At 70.7% G+C, this 17,016-nt stretch carries 17 protein-coding genes; 9 read left to right on the forward strand and 8 right to left on the reverse strand.

Annotated elements, in window-relative coordinates:
* Positions 1-10: 10 nt before the first annotated feature.
* A complete protein-coding gene (locus tag RISW2_RS08200; RefSeq protein ID WP_341872011.1) occupies positions 11-445 on the reverse strand; it encodes a tripartite tricarboxylate transporter TctB family protein in 435 nt (144 codons plus the stop codon).
* 109 nt (positions 446-554) lie between these two features.
* The gene (locus RISW2_RS08205; protein ID WP_043769181.1) at positions 555-1,547 is read right to left on the reverse strand and encodes a Bug family tripartite tricarboxylate transporter substrate binding protein; all 993 of its coding nucleotides are present in this window, start codon (positions 1,545-1,547) and stop codon (positions 555-557) included.
* Positions 1,548-1,699: 152 nt separating this feature from the next.
* On the opposite strand from RISW2_RS08205, the gene RISW2_RS08210 reads away from it, so the two are divergent.
* The 4 genes from RISW2_RS08210 to RISW2_RS08225 all read left to right on the forward strand — a co-directional run bounded on the left by RISW2_RS08210 (position 1,700) and on the right by RISW2_RS08225 (position 5,783).
* Positions 1,700-2,377 carry a response regulator gene (locus tag RISW2_RS08210; RefSeq protein ID WP_043768998.1) on the forward strand — a complete coding sequence of 226 codons (678 nt, stop codon included), beginning with the start codon at positions 1,700-1,702 and terminating at the stop codon, positions 2,375-2,377.
* Positions 2,370-3,752, forward strand: a complete 1,383-nt coding sequence (locus RISW2_RS08215; RefSeq protein WP_051491870.1) for a sensor histidine kinase — start codon at positions 2,370-2,372, stop codon at positions 3,750-3,752. The genes RISW2_RS08210 and RISW2_RS08215 overlap by 8 nt, the downstream gene beginning before the upstream one ends.
* Positions 3,749-4,840 (forward strand): ABC transporter substrate-binding protein, encoded by a 1,092-nt coding sequence (locus tag RISW2_RS08220; RefSeq protein ID WP_043769000.1) that lies wholly within the window; start codon positions 3,749-3,751, stop codon positions 4,838-4,840. Before RISW2_RS08215 ends, RISW2_RS08220 begins: the two co-directional genes overlap by 4 nt.
* 115 nt (positions 4,841-4,955) lie before the next feature.
* On the forward strand, positions 4,956-5,783 hold the full coding sequence (locus RISW2_RS08225) for a bifunctional allantoicase/(S)-ureidoglycine aminohydrolase (protein ID WP_043769003.1): 828 nt from the start codon (positions 4,956-4,958) through the stop codon (positions 5,781-5,783).
* 4 nt (positions 5,784-5,787) lie between these two features.
* Here RISW2_RS08225 and bhcR read toward each other — a convergent pair whose 3' ends face one another.
* A complete protein-coding gene (gene bhcR / locus RISW2_RS08230; protein ID WP_043769005.1) occupies positions 5,788-6,648 on the reverse strand; it encodes an HTH-type transcriptional regulator BhcR in 861 nt (286 codons plus the stop codon).
* A gap of 167 nt (positions 6,649-6,815) precedes the next feature.
* Here bhcR and bhcA point away from each other — a divergent pair, with 167 nt between their 5' ends.
* The 4 genes from bhcA to bhcD all read left to right on the forward strand — a co-directional run bounded on the left by bhcA (position 6,816) and on the right by bhcD (position 11,321).
* Complete coding sequence (gene bhcA / locus RISW2_RS08235; RefSeq protein ID WP_043769007.1) at positions 6,816-8,006, forward strand: L-aspartate--glyoxylate aminotransferase BhcA; 1,191 nt, start codon at positions 6,816-6,818, stop codon at positions 8,004-8,006.
* Positions 8,007-8,019: 13 nt separating this feature from the next.
* Complete coding sequence (gene bhcB / locus RISW2_RS08240; protein WP_043769009.1) at positions 8,020-9,003, forward strand: beta-hydroxyaspartate dehydratase BhcB; 984 nt, start codon at positions 8,020-8,022, stop codon at positions 9,001-9,003.
* 24 nt (positions 9,004-9,027) lie between these two features.
* A complete protein-coding gene (gene bhcC / locus RISW2_RS08245) occupies positions 9,028-10,191 on the forward strand; it encodes a 3-hydroxy-D-aspartate aldolase BhcC (RefSeq protein WP_043769011.1) in 1,164 nt (387 codons plus the stop codon).
* Positions 10,192-10,355: 164 nt separating this feature from the next.
* Positions 10,356-11,321, forward strand: coding sequence for an iminosuccinate reductase BhcD (gene bhcD / locus RISW2_RS08250; RefSeq protein ID WP_043769013.1), 966 nt, complete (start codon positions 10,356-10,358; stop codon positions 11,319-11,321).
* A 10-nt stretch (positions 11,322-11,331) separates the two neighbouring features.
* Here the strand turns inward: bhcD and RISW2_RS08255 are convergent, their stop codons facing one another.
* The 4 genes from RISW2_RS08255 to puuE form a co-directional block, all read right to left on the reverse strand.
* The gene (locus tag RISW2_RS08255; RefSeq protein ID WP_043769015.1) at positions 11,332-12,045 is read right to left on the reverse strand and encodes a dimethylsulfonioproprionate lyase family protein; all 714 of its coding nucleotides are present in this window, start codon (positions 12,043-12,045) and stop codon (positions 11,332-11,334) included.
* Between the two features lie 118 nt (positions 12,046-12,163).
* On the reverse strand, positions 12,164-13,585 hold the full coding sequence (locus tag RISW2_RS08260) for a uracil-xanthine permease family protein (protein WP_043769018.1): 1,422 nt from the start codon (positions 13,583-13,585) through the stop codon (positions 12,164-12,166).
* 71 nt (positions 13,586-13,656) lie between these two features.
* Entirely contained in the window at positions 13,657-14,142 is a 486-nt protein-coding gene (locus RISW2_RS08265; RefSeq protein WP_043769021.1) for an ureidoglycolate lyase, read from the reverse strand.
* Complete coding sequence (gene puuE, locus RISW2_RS08270) at positions 14,139-15,563, reverse strand: allantoinase PuuE (protein ID WP_043769023.1); 1,425 nt, start codon at positions 15,561-15,563, stop codon at positions 14,139-14,141. The genes RISW2_RS08265 and puuE overlap by 4 nt, the downstream gene beginning before the upstream one ends.
* Before the next feature lie 144 nt (positions 15,564-15,707).
* Here puuE and uraH point away from each other — a divergent pair, with 144 nt between their 5' ends.
* Positions 15,708-16,061 (forward strand): hydroxyisourate hydrolase, encoded by a 354-nt coding sequence (gene uraH / locus RISW2_RS08275; RefSeq protein WP_043769026.1) that lies wholly within the window; start codon positions 15,708-15,710, stop codon positions 16,059-16,061.
* Here uraH and RISW2_RS08280 read toward each other — a convergent pair.
* The gene (locus tag RISW2_RS08280; RefSeq protein WP_043769028.1) at positions 16,046-16,978 is read right to left on the reverse strand and encodes a LysR family transcriptional regulator; all 933 of its coding nucleotides are present in this window, start codon (positions 16,976-16,978) and stop codon (positions 16,046-16,048) included. The genes uraH and RISW2_RS08280 overlap by 16 nt on opposite strands.
* Between the last annotated feature and the right edge of the window lie 38 nt (positions 16,979-17,016).

The raw sequence follows: 17,016 nt of genomic DNA on the forward strand, positions 1-17,016 counted from the left end.
GTGCGTGCCCTCAGAAACCGAGCGGACCGTCGGCGAGCGACAGGCCGAAGATGAGTTCGAAGATGACGAAGAGCCCGACCGCGGTGCCGACGCCGTTCAGGAGCGAGGTCAGCGGACCCGCGCCGAGCCGCCAGGTCAGGTAGGCGGTGATGAGGATCGTCGAGAACACGAAGCCCAGGACCGGCAGCACCTGCGCATAGCCGAACATCACGAGGAGCGCGAAGCCGATCTCGGCCAGGCGGTTCAGCGCGGGCCATTTCGGATCGGGATCGGGCTTCAGCACGAAGTAGAGCGAGGAGAGCGCCAGCACGGCCGCGATGATCATGGGAAAGCCGTCTGGCCCGATGGCGTCGGACGCGAAGGGCTCGGGGATGATCGTCGCCGCCCAGGCGTAGAAGGCGGCGAGCGCGAGGCCCACGCCGCCGAGGACACGGTCACTCATCATGGAAGGTACCTCCCGTCTGTGGGAGCGGCCGCGTCCACGCGGCGCCGCCCGCGCGGATCGCGCGGACGGCTGCCTGCGGCGCGGCGCGCCCCTGCCCGCCCGTGTGGGCTTACTGGATGAGCCCGATCTCGCGCGAGATCGTCTCGATCTCGCTGATCGAGTCGGACACGAAGTCGGTGAACTCGGCCCCCTGCAGGTCGAGATCGGCAAGGCCGTTGCTCTCCATCACCGACTGCCACGCCTCGCTCTCGTACATCGTGTCGAGCTGGCCGACCCACCAGTCGTAGGCCGCGTCGCTCATGCCGCCCGGTGCGTAGAAGCCGCGCCAGTTGGCCCCCACCACGTCGAGCCCCTGCTCGCGCGCGGTCGGGAAGTCGGCGAAATCGCCCTCGAGCCGCTCCGGCGCCAGCACCGCGAGCACCCGCAGGTCACCCGATTCGACAAAGCCCATCGCCTCGGACAGATCGCCCGTGTAGGCCTGCAGCGAGCCCGCAAGCAGCTGGCTGATCGCCTCGCCGCCGCCGGCAAAGGCCACGTACTTGATCGCGCGCAGGTTCTCGATCCCCGCTTCCTGCGCGGCCATCAGCACCTTGAGGTGGTCCCAGCCGCCCGAGGCGGAGCCGCCGCCGATCGAGATCGCGGTCGGATCCTCGGACAGCGCGGTCATGAGGCCCGGCAGGTCCTCGAACTCGGAATCGGGCCGCACGCCGATCACGCCGTAATCGGCGCCGATGGTCCCGAGCCAGCGCACCTCGTCCATGGTGTTGCCCGGGAACGCGCCCTGCGCGAGCCGGGTTGCCGTGGCGGTCGACGCGGCGACGATCAGGTCGTCCTCGTCGTTGCGCTTGTTCACCACCTCGGCATAGGCGACGCCGCCGCCGCCGCCCGACAGGTTCTGCACGCGCATCGTGCCGTCGATCAGGTCGGTCTCGCGCAGCACCCGCGCCACCTGGCGGCAGGTGAAGTCCCAGCCGCCGCCGGCCGCGGCGGGCGCGATGCACTCTGGCTGATCAGGGGTGAATTCCTGCGCCGTGGCTCCGATCGGCAGGCCGATGACGAGGGTCGCGACGACCGCGCCCCCGGTGAGGGTTGTCTTGAGCATCTGGGTCTCCTCCACGTTCAGGGGGCATGAACTGCCCTCCTCTTCCCGGGCGGAGCTTAGCCCCGGAGGCTGTCATCAACCTGTCACGGCGTCACGGGGACGCTTCCCGTTTGCCGCTACGGCGCCTAGTCTCGGCGGCGGGAGGACGGAACATGCGGCTTTTGCTGGTCGAGGACGCCACCGACGTGGCGGACACGGTGGCGGGCTACCTCGCGCGCGAGGGCTTCGCCTGCGACGTGGCGCGCAGCCTGGCCGACGCCCGCGCCTTCGTCGAGGTGCAGGGCTTCGACCTCGTGATCCTCGACATCCAGCTGCCCGACGGCGACGGCCGCACCCTTCTGCGCGAGCTGCGCCGCAGGCGGGACGGAACGCCCGTGCTGATGCTGTCGGCAAGCTTTTCCGTCGAGACCCGCGTCGGATCGCTCGACGAGGGCGCCGACGACTACCTAGTGAAACCCTTCGACCTGCGCGAGCTCTGCGCGCGGGTGCGCGCGCTGACCCGCCGCGGCACCGACCAGCCGGCGCCCGAGATCGCGGTGGGCGACATCGTCTACGACGCGGCGGCGCGCACCGTGCGCCTGCAGGGCGAGCTCGTGCCGATGACGCGGCGCGAGCTTACGCTGCTCAACATCCTGTTGCGCAATACCGGGCGCATCGTGTCGAAGGACCGGCTGTTCGAGGGGCTCTTCAGCTTCGACGACGTGGACGTGGGGGTGAACGCGATCGAGCTCTACGTGGCGCGCATCCGCAAGAAGCTCGGCCGCTCCGAGGTGCGCATCCGCACCCATCGCGGGCTCGGCTACTCGCTCGAGGCGCCCGCCCTTGAGTGACGCCGCCGCGACCCCGCGCACCACCGTGTCGCTCAAGGGCCGCATCGCCGCGGCGGTCGCGGCCGTGGTGCTGGTGGGCGGCGCGGTGGTGCTGGCCGCGGCGCTCGCCTACGGCCGGCACGCCGCGCGCGAGGCATATGACCGACTGCTCGTGGGCGCCGCGAGCGACATCGCGGAATCCATCACGATCCGCGACGGCGAACCCGTGGTCGATCTCCCGGTCTCGGCCTTCGAGCTGCTGGCGCTCGCCGGGCGCGACCGCATCGACTACCGCGTGACCGACAAGGCCGGCATCACGCTGACCGGCAGCCCGAACGCGCCCCGCCCCGAGACCGCGCGCGACGTCGATTTCTACAACGGCAGTTTCGGCGGCGAGTCCGCGCGCTACGTCGCGGTAACGCGGCGCTTCGCCGAGCGCGGCTATTCCGGGCCGGTCGAGATCGTCGTCGGCCACACGCTCCTCGCACGGCGCGAACTGGCCCACGACATCGCGCGCAACGCGCTGGCGGTGCTGGGCGCCGCGGGGATCGCCATCGCGCTTTTCGCAAGCCTCGCCGTCGCCTCGGCGCTGACGCCGCTCACGCGCATCGGCGACACGCTGGCGCGGCGCGACCCGACCGACCTGACCCCGCTCGTCGAGCCCGCCCCGCGCGAGATCGCGGCGCTGCGCGACGCGCTCAATGCCTTCATGCGGCGGCTCGAACGGCAGCTCGGCGCGAACCGCGACCTCATCAGCGACGCCGCCCACCAGCTGCGCACGCCGCTCGCCGCGATCCGCGTGCAGCTCGACGCCGCCGCGGAGGAGGACGATCCCGCCCGGCAGGCCGCGCTCATCGCGCGCGTGCAGGACCGCGCGCGCACGCTGTCGCGGCTTCTCGACCAGCTGCTGAGCCAGGGCATGGTGGTGCACCGGGGCGACGCTGTGCCGAAGGAACGGCTCGACCTGCGCGACGTGGCGCTCGAGGTGTTCGAGCAGACCGATGCTGTGGTGATCCCCGGCGGGCGCCCGGTGCGGCTCGACCTGCCCGAGAACGAGGTGCCGATCGCAGGCGACCTTCTGTCGCTTGCCGAGGCGGGCAAGAACCTTCTCGGCAACGCGCTGCGCCACGGCGCGGAGCCCGTCGCGCTCGGCGTGGGCGTGGCGGACGGCGCGGCGCGGCTCTGGGTGCGCGACGCGGGTCCCGGCCCGGACCCCGAGACGCTGGCGCGCATGGGCGACCGGTTCACCCGCGACAGCGCCTCGGCCGGTGCGGGCGGGCTCGGGCTCGCCATCGCGAACGCGGTCGCGGTGAACCACGGCGGGCGGCTCGCCCCGTCCCGCACCGGCACGGGGTTCGAGATCGCGCTGGTCCTGCCGCTGGAGCGCCCCGAATGAGGCGCGCGCTCCGCAGCGCCGTGGCCGGGCTTTTCCTCGCCGCTCTGGCCACGTCCGCGCCGGCACAGGAGCTGGCGGAACGGCTCGGCGCCCCCCGGGCCGTCCGCGAGATGGTGCTGCGCTCGACCACGGACCTCTCGGTGATGCGGCCGGTGATCGAGGCCTTCCTCGAGACGCGGCCGGGCGTCGCCGTGCGCTACGAGCAATGGCTGTCGAACAACCTCTACGACGTGACGCGGGCCGACTGCGCCGCGGGCGGTCGCGCGGCAGACCTCGTGATCAGCTCGGCCGTGCACCACATGGTCGACCTGGTGAACCAGGGCTGCGCCACGCGGCACGTCTCGGCCGAGACCGCGGCGCTGCCCGCGGCACTCGGCTGGCGGGACGAACTCTGGGGCGTGACGCGGGAACCCGCCGTGATGGTCTACAACCGCGACCTCGTGCCGCCCGAGGACGTGCCCCACTCGCGCTTCGACCTGCTCGACCTCCTGCGCGACGACGACCGGCCCTATGCCGGGCGCGTCGCCACCTACGACATCGAGGCGTCGGGGCTGGGCTACCTCTTTGCCTACGCGGATTCGCTCGAGGCCACGACCTTCGGCGGCCTGATGGAGGCGTTCGGGCGCGCGGACACGGTCGCCACCTGCTGCTCGGCCGAGATCATGGCCGGCGTGCTCGCGGGCGACTACCTCATCGCCTACAACATCATCGGCTCCTACGCGCTGGAACTGGCCGCGCGCACGCCCCGGCTCGGGATCGTGGCGCCGGGGGACTACACGCTGATCCTGTCGCGCGGCGCGATGATCCCGAAGGGCGCGGCGGACGGCGCGCTCGGCGCCGAGATGGTGGATTTCCTGCTCTCGCCCGCGGGGCGCGCGGCGCTCGGCGCGGCGGACCTGCTGACCGATCTCGAGGATCTTGTGGCGAGCGGCGCGGTCGACGTGGACGCGGGCCCCTCGCTCCTGCGGCCGGTCGAGCTGTCGCCGAAGCTGCTCGTCGCGTCCGATCGGCAGAAGCGCATGCTCTTCAGCGCGCGCTGGCGCGCGGCCTTCCCGCAGGCGACCGGCGGTCCGGCCGCGGACCGCTGAGGGCCAGCGCGGCCGATTGTGCAAAATTTCCGAAAGCACCTGTCGGCCGGATGCGCATGGTCGCCATGGCACCGACGCTCCATAGTCGGGAACGACAGGCAGGACACGAGGACCCATGACAGACCCCGTCTACCACGCGCCGCGCGGCGGCCATCCCGGTCAGGACCAGCTTCTCACCGGGCGGGCCGTGTTCACGGAAGCCTACGCGGTGATCCCGCGCGGCACCATGCAGGACATCGTCACGTCCTTCCTGCCGTTCTGGGACGCCACGCGGCTCTGGGTGCTGGCGCGCCCGCTGTCGGGCTTCGCCGAGACCTTCTCGCAATACATCATGGAGGTGGCGCCGGGCGGCGGGTCCGACCGGCCCGAGACCGATCCGGGCGCACAGGCGGTGCTGTTCGTGATGGAGGGGCATGCGCGGCTCACCATCGGCGAAACGCCGCATGACCTTGGCCCGGGCGGCTACGCCTACATCCCCGCGGGCGAGGCGTGGCGGCTGCGCAATGACGGCGACGTGCCGCTGCGCTTCCACTGGTTCCGCAAGGCCTACGTGGCGGTCGAGGGGCTCGACCGGCCGGAACCGATCGTGACCAACGAGCGCGACGTCGCACCCACGCCCATGCCCGGGACGGACGGCCGCTGGGCCACGACCCGTTTCGTCGACCCGACCGACCTGCGCCACGACATGCACGTGACCGTCGTCACCTTCGAGCCCGGCGCGGTCATCCCCTTCGCCGAAACGCACGTGATGGAGCACGGGCTCTACGTGCTCGAGGGCAAAGCGGTCTACCGGCTGAACGCCGACTGGGTCGAGGTCGAGGCGGGCGACTTCATGTGGCTGCGCGCCTTCTGCCCGCAGGCCTGCTATGCCGGGGGCCCGGGGCGGTTCCGCTACGTGCTCTACAAGGACGTGAACCGGCACATGGCGCTGCCGCGCGCCTGAACGCTCACCCGCGCCCGCCCGCCCCGGCGGGCGCCGGCCAGACGCCCCCCACCGCCGCGGTGAGCGCGGCGGCGGCAGCGCAGACCTCCTGCGCCACCCGGTCGATGCTGCCGTCGGACACCCGGCTGACCGGGCCCGAGACCGAGACGCCGGCGACCGCTTCGCCGGACATGTCGAAGACCGGCGCCGCGATGCAGCGCATGCCCAGCGTCTTTTCCTCGCCGTCGAGCGCCCAGCCCCGCGCCCGCGTCGCCGCAAGCTCGGTGCGCAGCGCGTCGGCGTCGCAGAACGTGTGCTCGGTGAACCGCTCGAGCGGCGTGGACAGGAGCCGCGCCAGCCGCCGCTCGTCCATCCGCGCGAGAAGCGCCTTGCCGATCCCCGAGGCATGCATGGGCGACAGGGTGCCCGGCGGAAAGAACGCCCGGATCGAGGCGTCGGTCTCGACCTGGCTCACGAACAGGACGGCCGGGCCCCGCGCCACGCCGAGATTCGCGGTCTCGCCCGTCGCCTCCATCAGATTGCGCAGGATGGGCCGCGCGCGTTCCACGAGGCTCGTGCGACGGAGGAACCGCGCGCCGATCACGAAGGCCTGCGCGCCCACGTGCCAGAGCTGTGCCTCGGCGTCGAACTCCACGAGCCCCCGCCCCTCGAGCGTCGTCAGCACCCGATAGACCGTCGCCGGCGACTGGTCGAGATCGGCGGCGAGCGCCGACAGCGACACGCCCGGCAGCTCGCTCAGCCGGTCGAGGACCTCCATCGCGCGGTCGAGCGACTTGATCGTGTTCTGCTCGGTCCTGTCGTGCCAGCCGCGCGGGCGGCCGCGGGCCCGGCGGCCGGATTCGGGGGTGTCATCGCCAGTCGCCACGGCGGAATCCTCGCTTTCTGAAATACGTTTTCTCTCTATGAAAAATTCAACCCACTGACAATCATGCATTTTGCGTCACGATGCGTTTCTGAAAAACGTTTTCAAAAAAATTGTGCCGGCATCGACGCATCGCCTAGAACACGGGCATCGCTCAGGAGGAGATGGCCATGAGTATGCAGAACCCGGTGTTCATCCCCGGCCCGACCAACATTCCCGAGGCGCTGCGCCGCGCCTGCGACATGCCGACGATCGACCATCGCTCGCCGCTCTTCGGCCAGATCCTGCATCCCGCGCGGACTGGCGTGCGCCGCGTGCTGAAAAGCGACAGCGCCGAGATCTTCCTCTTCCCGTCGACCGGGACCGGCGGCTGGGAAACCGCGCTCTCCAACACGCTTTCGCCCGGCGACGGCGTCCTCGTCGCGCGGAACGGCATGTTCTCGGCCCGCTGGATCGACATGTGCGAACGCCACGGGCTCGAGATGACCATCATCGAGACGCCTTGGGGCGAAGGCATTCCCGCCGACCGTTTCGAGGAGGCGCTGACCGCAGACACGGGCCACCGGATCAAGGCGGTGCTCGCCACCCACAACGAGACCGCGACCGGCGTGCGGTCCGACATCGCCGCGGTGCGCCGGGCGATGGACGCGGCCGGCCATCCTGCCATGCTCTTCGTCGACGGCGTGTCCTCGATCGCCTCGATGGATTTCCGCTTCGACGAATGGGGCGTCGACGTCGCGGTCACGGGCTCGCAGAAGGGCTTCATGCTGCCACCGGGCCTCGCCATCCTCGGCTTCTCGCAGAGGGCGCTCGAGGCGCGGGCGACGGCCACGCTGCCGCGGACGTTCTTCGACACCCGCGACATGGAGCGGGGCTATGCCGCGAACGGCTATCCCTACACGCCCGCCGTCGGCCTGATGAACGGGCTCAACATCGCCTGCGACATGCTGCTGTCCGAGGGGCTCGAGGCGGTGTTCGCCCGCCATCACCGCATCGCCGAGGGCGTTCGTGCGGCGGTCGCGGCCTGGGGGCTCAAGCTCTGTGCCGTGCGGCCGGAGCTCCAGTCCGACACCGTGAGCGCGATCCGCACGCCCGAGGGCTTCGACGCGAACCGCATCGTGGCGCATGCGGCCGAGGCCTACGGCGTCGCGTTCGGCACCGGGCTCGGCGCGGTCGCCGGCAAGGTCTTCCGCATCGGCCACCTTGGCAGCCTGACCGACGTCATGGCACTGTCGGGCATCGCGACCGCGGAGATGGTCATGGCCGATCTCGGCCTGCCCGTCACGCTGGGCTCGGGCACCGCCGCGGCGCAGGAGGTCTACCGCGCGACCCGTGCCACCGCCCTCAAAGACGCCGCCTGAGGAGGACACCACCATGCTCGACGCCACGACCGAAATCGCCACTCTGACCATCGAGGACATGCGCGCGGCGCATGACCGGATCCGCCCGCACATCCGGCGGACGCCGGTCCTGCGGTCCGACTATCTGGACACGCTGACCGGCGCACGGCTGCTCTTCAAGTGCGAGAACTTCCAGGAGGCGGGCGCCTTCAAGGTGCGCGGCGCCTGCAACGCGGTGTTCGGCCTCGACGACGAGACCGCGCGCCGCGGCGTCGCCACCCATTCCTCCGGGAACCACGCGCTGTCCCTGAGTTACGCCGCGGGCCGCCGCGGCATCCCCTGCCACGTGGTGATGCCGCGCACGGCGCCCGAGGCAAAGAAGGACGCGGTGCGCCGCTACGGCGGCCGGATCACCGAATGCGAGCCCTCGACATCGTCGCGCGAGGCGACCTTCGCGCGCGTGCAGGAGGAGACGGGCGCGGAATTCGTGCACCCCTACAACGATCCCCGCGTGATCTGCGGGCAGGCCACCTGTTCGGCGGAACTGCTCGAGCAGGCGGCCGAGATGGGCGCCACGCTCGACGCGGTGGTGGCGCCGATCGGCGGCGGCGGCATGATCTCGGGCACCTGCCTGACCCTGTCGGCCCTCGCGCCCGGGGTCGCGATCTATGCCGCCGAGCCCGAGCAGGCCGACGACGCCTTCCGGTCGTTCAAGGCCGGGCACATCATCGCCGACGACGCGCCCGAGACCGTCGCCGACGGCCTCAAGGTGCCGCTCAAGGAGAACACCTGGCATTTCGTGTCCCGCTTCGTGACCGACATCCAGACCGCCTCCGAGGCCGAGATCGTCGAGGCCATGAAGATCACCTGGAAGCATCTCAGGATCGTGATGGAGCCGTCCTGCGCGGTGCCGCTCGCCTGCATCCTGAAGAACCCCGAAACCTATCGCGGCCGGACGGTCGGCGTCGTGATCACCGGCGGCAACGTCGATCTCGACCGCCTGCCCTGGACGCTCTGAACCGCAGAAAGAAGGAGAGAGACCATGAATGCACCGGTCAAACTCGACGAGCTCGAAGTCGGATATGACGTGCCCGCCGCCATCGGGATGCCGGAGGACGAGATCCAGACGCCCTGCCTGATCCTCGACCTCGACGCGCTCGAGCGGAACATCCGCAAGATGGGCGATTACGCCAAGGCGCACGGCATGCGCCACCGCGTGCACGGCAAGATGCACAAGTCGGTGGACGTGGCGAAGCTGCAGATCGAGCTCGGCGGCGCCTGCGGCGTCTGCTGCCAGAAGGTCAGCGAGGCCGAGGTCTTTGCCCGCGGCGGCATCAAGGACGTGCTGGTGTCGAACCAGGTGCGCGAGCCCGCCAAGATCGACCGGCTGGCGCGGATGCCGAAACTCGGCGCGCGCACCATCTGCTGCGTCGACGACGTGGCCAACGTGGCCGACCTGTCGGCCGGCGCGCAGAAGCACGGAACCGAGATCGAGTGCCTGGTCGAGATCGATTGCGGCGCGGGCCGCTGCGGCGTGACGACGACCCCGGACGTGGTCGCGATCGCCAAGGCGATCGACGCGGCGCCGGGGCTGAAGTTCGCGGGCCTGCAGGCCTACCAGGGCGCGATGCAGCACATGGACCACTACGAGGACCGCAAGGCCAAGATCGACGTGGCCGTGGCCATGGTGAAGGACGCGGTCGACGCGCTGAAGGCCGAGGGGCTCGACTGCGACATCGTCGGCGGCGGCGGCACCGGCAGCTACTACTTCGAGTCGACCTCGGGGGTCTACAACGAGCTGCAGTGCGGGTCCTACGCCTTCATGGACGCGGATTACGGCCGCATCCTCGACAAGGACGGCAACCGCATCGACCGCGGCGAGTGGGAGAACGCGCTGTTCATCCTGACGTCGGTCATGAGCCACGCCAAGGCCGAGAAGGCCATCGTCGATGCCGGGCTCAAGGCGCAGTCGGTGGACAGCGGCCTGCCGGTCATCTTCGGCCGCACGGACGTGGAATACGTCAAGTGCTCGGACGAGCACGGCGTGGTCGCCGACCCCGAAGGCGTGCTGAAGATCAACGAGAAGCTGCGCCTGGTGCCTGGTCATTGCGATCCGACCTGCAACGTGCACGACTGGTACGTGGGCGTGCGCGGCGGCCGGGTCGAGACGCTCTGGCCGGTCTCGGCGCGCGGCAAGGCCTACTGACCGGCGCCGGTCCGCACCGGCCCGGCGGCGGCACGCGTGTCGGCGCCGGATGCCTCCGGCGGGGATATTTCCGCCAAGAAGAAGCAGGGGCGCGCGCTTCGGGCCACGGGGGGGTCCGGGGCGCGCCGTGCATGACGCCCTGCGCGAGGAAGACAGGACAGCACATGATCATCGTTCCGGAACGTGAAATCGCCGCGCTGATGACGCGCGAGGCCGCCTACGACGCGGTCGAGACGGTCTTTGCCGCCATGGCGGCGGAGGATGCCTACAACTTTCCCGTGGTGCGCGAGGCGATCGGCCACGAGGACGCGCTCTACGGCTTCAAGGGCGGGTTCGACCGCGCCGGCAAGGTGCTGGGCCTCAAGGCCGGCGGCTACTGGCCCAACAACCTCGAGCGCCGCGGCATCATCAACCACCAGTCGACGGTGTTCCTGTTCGACCCGGACACCGGCCGGGCGCATGCCATGGTGGGCGGCAACCTCCTGACGGCGCTGCGCACCGCGGCGGCCTCGTCGGTGTCGATCAACCACCTGGCGCGCGCGGACGCGCGGGTGATCGGCATGGTGGGCGCCGGCCACCAGGCGACGTTCCAGCTGCGCGCGGCGCTCGCGCAGCGGCCGTTCGAGAAGGTCATCGGCTGGAACCTGCATCCCGAGATGCTGCCGAACCTCGAGAAGGTCGCCGACGAGGCGGGCCTGCCCTTCGAGGCGGTTGACCTGCCCGGGCTGACCGAGGCGGACGTGATCGTGACCATCACCTCGTCATTCGCACCCTCGCTCATGGCCGCGCACGTGGCGCCCGGCACGCACCTTGCCTGCATGGGCACGGACACCAAGGGCAAGCAGGAGGTCGAGGCCGCGCTTCTGGCGCGCGCCACGGTCTTCACCGACGAGGTGGCGCAATCGGTCGCGATCGGCGAGGCGCAGCACGCGGTGGCGCAGGGCCTGATCGCCGAGGGCGACGTGACACCCATCGGCGCGGTGATCAACGGGACCCATCCCGGGCGGCGCTCGGACGAGGAGATCACGCTCTTCGACGGCACCGGCGTGGGCCTGCAGGACCTCGCCGTCGCCGCGCGGGTGGTGGAGCTGGCCGTCGAGGCGGGCGTCGCCGTCGAGGTCGACTTCTGATCCCGGACCCTCAGCCCGCGCGCGGCGCGCGCGTGCTCGACAGCTTCATGCCCGGCGCGCCCAGCGCGTCGGGCTCTCCCGTCCAGGCATAGGCCAGGAGGCACGGCTCGAGGTCGCCCGTGGTGATGCGGTGCTCGTCGCCCGGACGGTTCAGGATCAGCGAGCCCGGCGCGTAGACCGCGGCGTTGTTCTCGGACCAGGCGCCGGCGACCGAGATGTAGCTTTCCTCGATCTTCTTGTGGCTGTGCTGGGGATAGGTCGTCGCGGGCGCGAACAGCACGAAGCCGAGGATCAGGCGGTCCGACTGCACCGGTCCGCGCGGCCCCAGCACCTCGCAGAACGCGTATTTGCGCGCCAGCGCCGGCGGCACCCGCTCGTAGCCGTATTCCCATGTGAGCAGCGTGCGCACCTCGCGCAGCGCCCGCGCCATGCCCTGCATCGCGCCGCGCTCGCCCACGTCGAGGGCGCGGGCCAAGTGCGCGGTCACGGGCTTGGCCTCGGCGGCCCGCACCGCCAGCTCGGGGTTGCGCGCGAGGACCGCCGAGAGCCGGTCGCGCACCTGCCGGCGATGGGCGCGGATGACCTTGCTGCCGCCGGCCGAGCCGTGGCGGTAGAGCGCCTCGAACTCGCGCAGGAGATAGAGCCAGTCGGGCCGGTCCATGAGGCGCGGCGCCTCCGCAGGGGCACCGGGATGCTCGGGCATCGGGTCGGTCGCGTCGGTCATGTCCCCCTCCGGCTCTGGCGCGTCGCGCGGCCGATCCTGCGCTGCATCGACCCGGAACGGAAGGGGCGCCCGCACGCGGTCGCGCGCGGACGCCCCGTCCCGAGGTCTCTGGCGGGGATCAGGCGGTGTCGCGCCGCTTCAGCCCCGCGCCGTGCCCCGAGAGCCCGCCCGACACCTCCTCGGTCGCCTCGGCGGCGAGCTCTTCGGGCAGGGCGAGGTTCAGCACGATGGCGATGACCGCCGCCGGCAGGATGCCCGAGGTCAGCAGCACCTGCGCGGTCTCGGGCACGTGCTGGAGCGCCCCGGGTTCGAGCTGCAGCCCGAGCCCGAGCGACAGCGCGATGGCGAAGATCACCATGTTGCGCCGGTTCCACTCCACGTCGGACAGCATCGAGATGCCGGCCGCGACCACCATGCCGAACATCACGATCACGCCGCCGCCCAGCACCTCGATCGGCACGGTCGAGATGAGCGCGCCCACCTTCGGCATGAGGCCGCAGAGGATGAGGAAGACCGCGCCGATGGTGACCACGTGCCGGCTCATGACGCCGGTCATGGCGATGAGGCCCACGTTCTGCGAGAAGGACGTGTTGGGCAGCGCGCCGAAGACGCCCGAGATCGCGGTGCCGAAGCCGTCCGCGTAGGTCGCGCCGGTGATCTCGCGGTCGGTCGCCTCGCGGCCCGCGCCGCCCTTGGTCACGCCGGAGACGTCGCCCACGGTCTCGACCGCCGAGACGAAGGCCATGAGGCAGAAGCCGAGGATCGCCGCGAAGGAGAACGAGAGGCCGTAATGGAACGGGTCGGGCAGCGCCACTGTGGCCGCCTGCCCCACATTCGCGAAGCTCACCATGCCGAGGAGGAACGCGACGGCGTAGCCGGCCAGAAGCCCGAGCAGGACCGCCGAGACCGAGAGCATGCCGCGCGTGAAGAACTTGAGCGCCAGTGTCACGACGATCACTACGCCGGCCACGAACCAGTTCCGCAGCGAGCCGTAGTCCTCGGTCCCGATCGCGGGCACGCCGCCCGCGGCGTACTGGATGCCGACCTGCACGAGCGCGAGGCCGATCATCGTGACCACGAGCCCGGTGACGAGCGGCGGCAGCGCGAAGCGGATGCGCCCGATGAAGAGCGCGAGGCAGGCATGGAAGAGGCCGCCGACGAGAACGCCGCCCATCAGCACCGACATCGCCTCGACCCCCTTGCCGGCGACGAGCGGGATCATGATCGGGATGAAGGCGAAGGACGTGCCCTGCACGATGGGCAGGCGCGCGCCCACCGGGCCGATGCCGATGGTCTGGAACAGGGTCGCGACGCCGGCGAAGAACATCGACATCTGGATCATGTAGATCATTTCCGGGAAGTCCGGCGAGTTCGAGCCGAAGCCGAAGCCCGCCGCGCCGCAGACGATGATCGCGGGCGTCACGTTCGAGACGAACATCGCCAGCACGTGCTGGATGCCGAGCGGCACCGCCTTGGCGAGCGGCGGCGTGTAGTCCGGGTCGCGGAGCTGGTCCGGAGTGCCGAGGGAAGTGTCTGCCATGTCACTGGTCTCTCTGTCGGAAGGTTGCGTCTGCCGGGCTTTTCCCGGTCTTGTTCAGATCGGCTCGCCGTTCAGGCGATCGTGTAGGGCGCGTCGAACCAGTGCTCCTGCAGGTTCGCGCCCGGGCCGATGCGGTCGACCACCGCGAAGAGCCCGCTGCCCGCGAGCGGCGTCAGCACGCCGTGCCAGACGTTGCGGTGCAGGTTGATCCCCTGCCCCGGCGCGGTGAGGAAGGCGCGCGGCGCGCCGGGCCGGTCATCCGCGTCCGGCGCGACGATCACGAGGAAGCCATGCGCGCACATCGGCACGAAGGCCTGGCTTCCCTCGGGATGCCGCTCCATCATGTCGAGCCTGTAGGGCAGGCTCCGCAGCTCGGCGCGGAAGATGCTGATCCCGGCGCGGCCCTCGGCGCCGAAATCGAGGCGGGCGCGGTCGTGGAAGCGCCCGCAAAGCCCCTGGTTGATCAGCTTGTCGGGGGGGCCCGCGGCCTCGAGGACCTCGCCGAAGGGGGCGAAGGCCTCGTCCGTGAGCGGCTCAGTCGCGATGGTCGCGCTCATGCGCCGAACATCTCGAGGAGCCGGAGCTCCGCGATGCGTTCGACCTGCGCGCAGGCGGTCTCGAGCTCCGCCTGCCGATCGTTGTCGATGCGCGCGCGGAATGCCGACAGGATCGACGCCTTGTCGTGATCGCGCACCGCGATGATGAAGGGAAAGCCGTGCTTGGCGGTGTAGGCGTCGTTGAGGCGGGTGAACTCTGCCCGCTCGTCGTCGGTCAGCGCGTCGAGCCCCGCCGAGGCCTGCTCGGCCGTCGATTCGGCCGTCAGTCGCCGGGCTGCCGCGAGCTTTCCGGCGAGGTCCGGGTGTGCCGTCAGCACGCCCAGCCGCTGATCGGCGGGCGCCGCGCGGAAGACCCGCGTCAGCGCGGAATGCACGCCCCGCGCGCAATCGTGCGTCGGCCCGAGCTCGAGCTCCCACGCGCCCTCGGCGATCCAGGGGGAGTGTTCGTAGATGCCGCCGAAGGCCGCCACGAAGGCCTCGCGCGTCATCTCTCCCACGGGCTGCGGCACCTTCGCGGGCCGCCGCGGCGGATGGGTCGCCGCCCAGTGCTCGGCGATCTCGAGCCGCGTCGCGAACCACACGCCCTCGTGCGCCGCCATGTGATCGATCGCCCGCTTCAGCGCGGCTGCCCGCCCGGGCCGTCCCACAAGGCGGCAATGCAGGCCGATTGACAGCATCGCCGGCCGCCCCGCCGCCCCTTCGGCGTAGAGCGTGTCGAAGCTGTCCTTGAGGTAGTCCTCGAAGGCCTGCCCGTTGGTGAAACCCGCGGGCACCGCGAAGCGCATGTCGTTGGCGTCGAGCGTGTAGGGCACGATCAGCTGGTCGCGGCCCGAGACATGCGCCCAGTAGGGAAGATCGTCGGCGTAGCTGTCCGCGACATAGGCGAACCCCCCCTCCTCGGCCGCGATGCGGACCGTGTTGGCGGAACAGCGCCCGGTGTACCAGCCGCGCGGGCGGCTGCCCACGACCTCGGTGTGCAGGCGGATCGCCGCGTCCATGTGCGCGCGCTCGTCCGCCTCGGTGTAATCCTTGTACTCGATCCACTTGAGCCCGTGCGAGGCGATCTCCCACCCCGCGGCCTTCATCGCGGCGACCTGTTCGGGCGCGCGGGCAAGCGCCGTCGCGACCCCGTAGACGGTGATCGGCAGGTGCCCCAGCATGCGGTGCAGCCGCCAGAATCCGGCCCGGGCGCCGTATTCGTAGATCGATTCCATGTTCCAGTGGCGCTGTCCCGGCCAGGCTGCGGCGCCCGAGATCTCGGACAGGAACGCCTCGGATGCCGCGTCCCCGTGAAGGATGTTGTTCTCGCCGCCCTCCTCGTAGTTCAGGACGATCTGCACCGCGATCCTGGCGCCACCCGGCCAGGCGGCGTCGGGTGCCTCGGGGCCGTAGCCCGTCATGTCCCTGTCGTATCTCTGCATGCTGGGCCCTCCTTTGAGTGCCTCTTGTAATCCGAGCAAATCCGGATTTTTTTCAAAAAAGAAGCGAAACACCCTCTGAACCCCGGGGGTTTGCGCCGTCGCGGGCCGTCCTGCACACCCGACGGGCGAAAGGAGACGCGAGCCATGGCCGGATACCTCACGACACACGTGCTCGACACCGCGCGCGGTTGCCCCGCGGACGGGCTGACCATCGACCTCTTCCGCATCGACGGCGAGGCGCGCACCCACCTGAAGACCGTGACCACCAACGACGACGGGCGGACCGATGCGCAGATCCTGCCGGCGGAGGAATTCGCGCCCGGGGTCTACGAACTGGTGTTCCACGCGGGCGCGTACCTCGACGCCGCGGGCACGCCGCCCGAGACGCCGCGCTTCCTCGACGTGGTGCCGATCCGCTTCGGCATGTCGGAGGCGGCCCATTACCACGTGCCGCTCCTGCTGTCGCCGTTCGGCTATTCCACCTACCGCGGCAGCTGAACCCGCGCCTCGCGCGCGGCGATCTCGCGCGCGATCCGCTCGATGGCGTGGTCCATGAAGAGCCGCGCCTTGGGATCCTGCCCCTTTCGGTGGGTGAAGAGGCACGCCATCTGCACCGGCTCGGGTGGCGTCGCCTGCGCCACTGGGACAAGGCGCCCCGCGCGCAGGTGCTCGGCGACCTCGAAAACCGGCTTCAGCACGATCCCCTGCCCCTCGAGCGCCCAGTCCGTCAGCACGTCGCCGTCGTCGGATTCGAGGCGCCCGGTGACGTTGAAGCGGCGCATGCCCTCTCGGGTGCGCAGGCGCCACTGGAACTCCGCCGCGCCGGGAAAGCGCAGGTTCAGGCACTCGTGGCCGTCCCGCAGCAGCGCCTCGCCGGTCTCGGGCGCGCCGCGCGCCGCAATGTAGGCGGGCGCCGCGCAGAGCACCCGCGAGCACTCCGCGATCTTGCGCATCCGCAGCGCGCTGTCCTCGGGCTGGCCAAGGAAGAAAGCGAGGTCGATCCCCTCCGCCGTCAGGTCGACATTGCGGTCCGAGAGCCGCAGCCGCACGCTGATCTCGGGATAGGCGGCGAGGAAACCCGGCACCTCGCGCGCCACCAGCCGGCGCCCGACGCCGAGCGGCGCCGCCACGAAGAGCGTGCCGCGCGGGTTTTCGGTGATCTCCATCACCCGCGCCTCGGCGGTCTCGAGGCTTTCCAGAACCTCGCAGGCGCCGCCGTAGAAGGCCCGCCCCTGTTCCGTCGGCGTCAGGTTGCGCGTGGTGCGCTGGAAGAGCCGCACGCCCAGGTGATCCTCGAGCTGCGAGATGCGCGCCGAGGTGACCGCGGGCGAGATGCGCAGGTCGCGTCCCGCCGCGGACATGCTGCCCAATTCGTAGACGCGCACGAAGGTCCGGATGTTGTCGAGGTAGGACACTGTTCGGAATTTTTTGAATGAGCTTGGTTTTCCCCGGC

Source organism: Roseivivax isoporae LMG 25204, from assembly GCF_000521865.1.
In the GTDB taxonomy this organism is placed as follows: Bacteria; Pseudomonadota; Alphaproteobacteria; order Rhodobacterales; family Rhodobacteraceae; genus Roseivivax; species Roseivivax isoporae.

Excerpts from the sequence above, each read along its gene's own strand:
- RISW2_RS08200 (WP_341872011.1), bottom strand. The coding sequence starts at position 445 with ATGATGAGTGACCGTGTCCTCGGCGGCGTGGGCCTCGCGCTCGCCGCC.
- RISW2_RS08205 (WP_043769181.1), bottom strand. The coding sequence starts at position 1,547 with ATGCTCAAGACAACCCTCACCGGGGGCGCGGTCGTCGCGACCCTCGTC.
- RISW2_RS08210 (WP_043768998.1), top strand. The coding sequence starts at position 1,700 with ATGCGGCTTTTGCTGGTCGAGGACGCCACCGACGTGGCGGACACGGTG.
- RISW2_RS08220 (WP_043769000.1), top strand. The coding sequence starts at position 3,749 with ATGAGGCGCGCGCTCCGCAGCGCCGTGGCCGGGCTTTTCCTCGCCGCT.
- RISW2_RS08225 (WP_043769003.1), top strand. The coding sequence starts at position 4,956 with ATGACAGACCCCGTCTACCACGCGCCGCGCGGCGGCCATCCCGGTCAG.
- bhcA (WP_043769007.1), top strand. The coding sequence starts at position 6,816 with ATGAGTATGCAGAACCCGGTGTTCATCCCCGGCCCGACCAACATTCCC.
- bhcB (WP_043769009.1), top strand. The coding sequence starts at position 8,020 with ATGCTCGACGCCACGACCGAAATCGCCACTCTGACCATCGAGGACATG.
- bhcC (WP_043769011.1), top strand. The coding sequence starts at position 9,028 with ATGAATGCACCGGTCAAACTCGACGAGCTCGAAGTCGGATATGACGTG.
- bhcD (WP_043769013.1), top strand. The coding sequence starts at position 10,356 with ATGATCATCGTTCCGGAACGTGAAATCGCCGCGCTGATGACGCGCGAG.
- RISW2_RS08255 (WP_043769015.1), bottom strand. The coding sequence starts at position 12,045 with ATGACCGACGCGACCGACCCGATGCCCGAGCATCCCGGTGCCCCTGCG.
- RISW2_RS08260 (WP_043769018.1), bottom strand. The coding sequence starts at position 13,585 with ATGGCAGACACTTCCCTCGGCACTCCGGACCAGCTCCGCGACCCGGAC.
- RISW2_RS08265 (WP_043769021.1), bottom strand. The coding sequence starts at position 14,142 with ATGAGCGCGACCATCGCGACTGAGCCGCTCACGGACGAGGCCTTCGCC.
- puuE (WP_043769023.1), bottom strand. The coding sequence starts at position 15,563 with ATGCAGAGATACGACAGGGACATGACGGGCTACGGCCCCGAGGCACCC.
- uraH (WP_043769026.1), top strand. The coding sequence starts at position 15,708 with ATGGCCGGATACCTCACGACACACGTGCTCGACACCGCGCGCGGTTGC.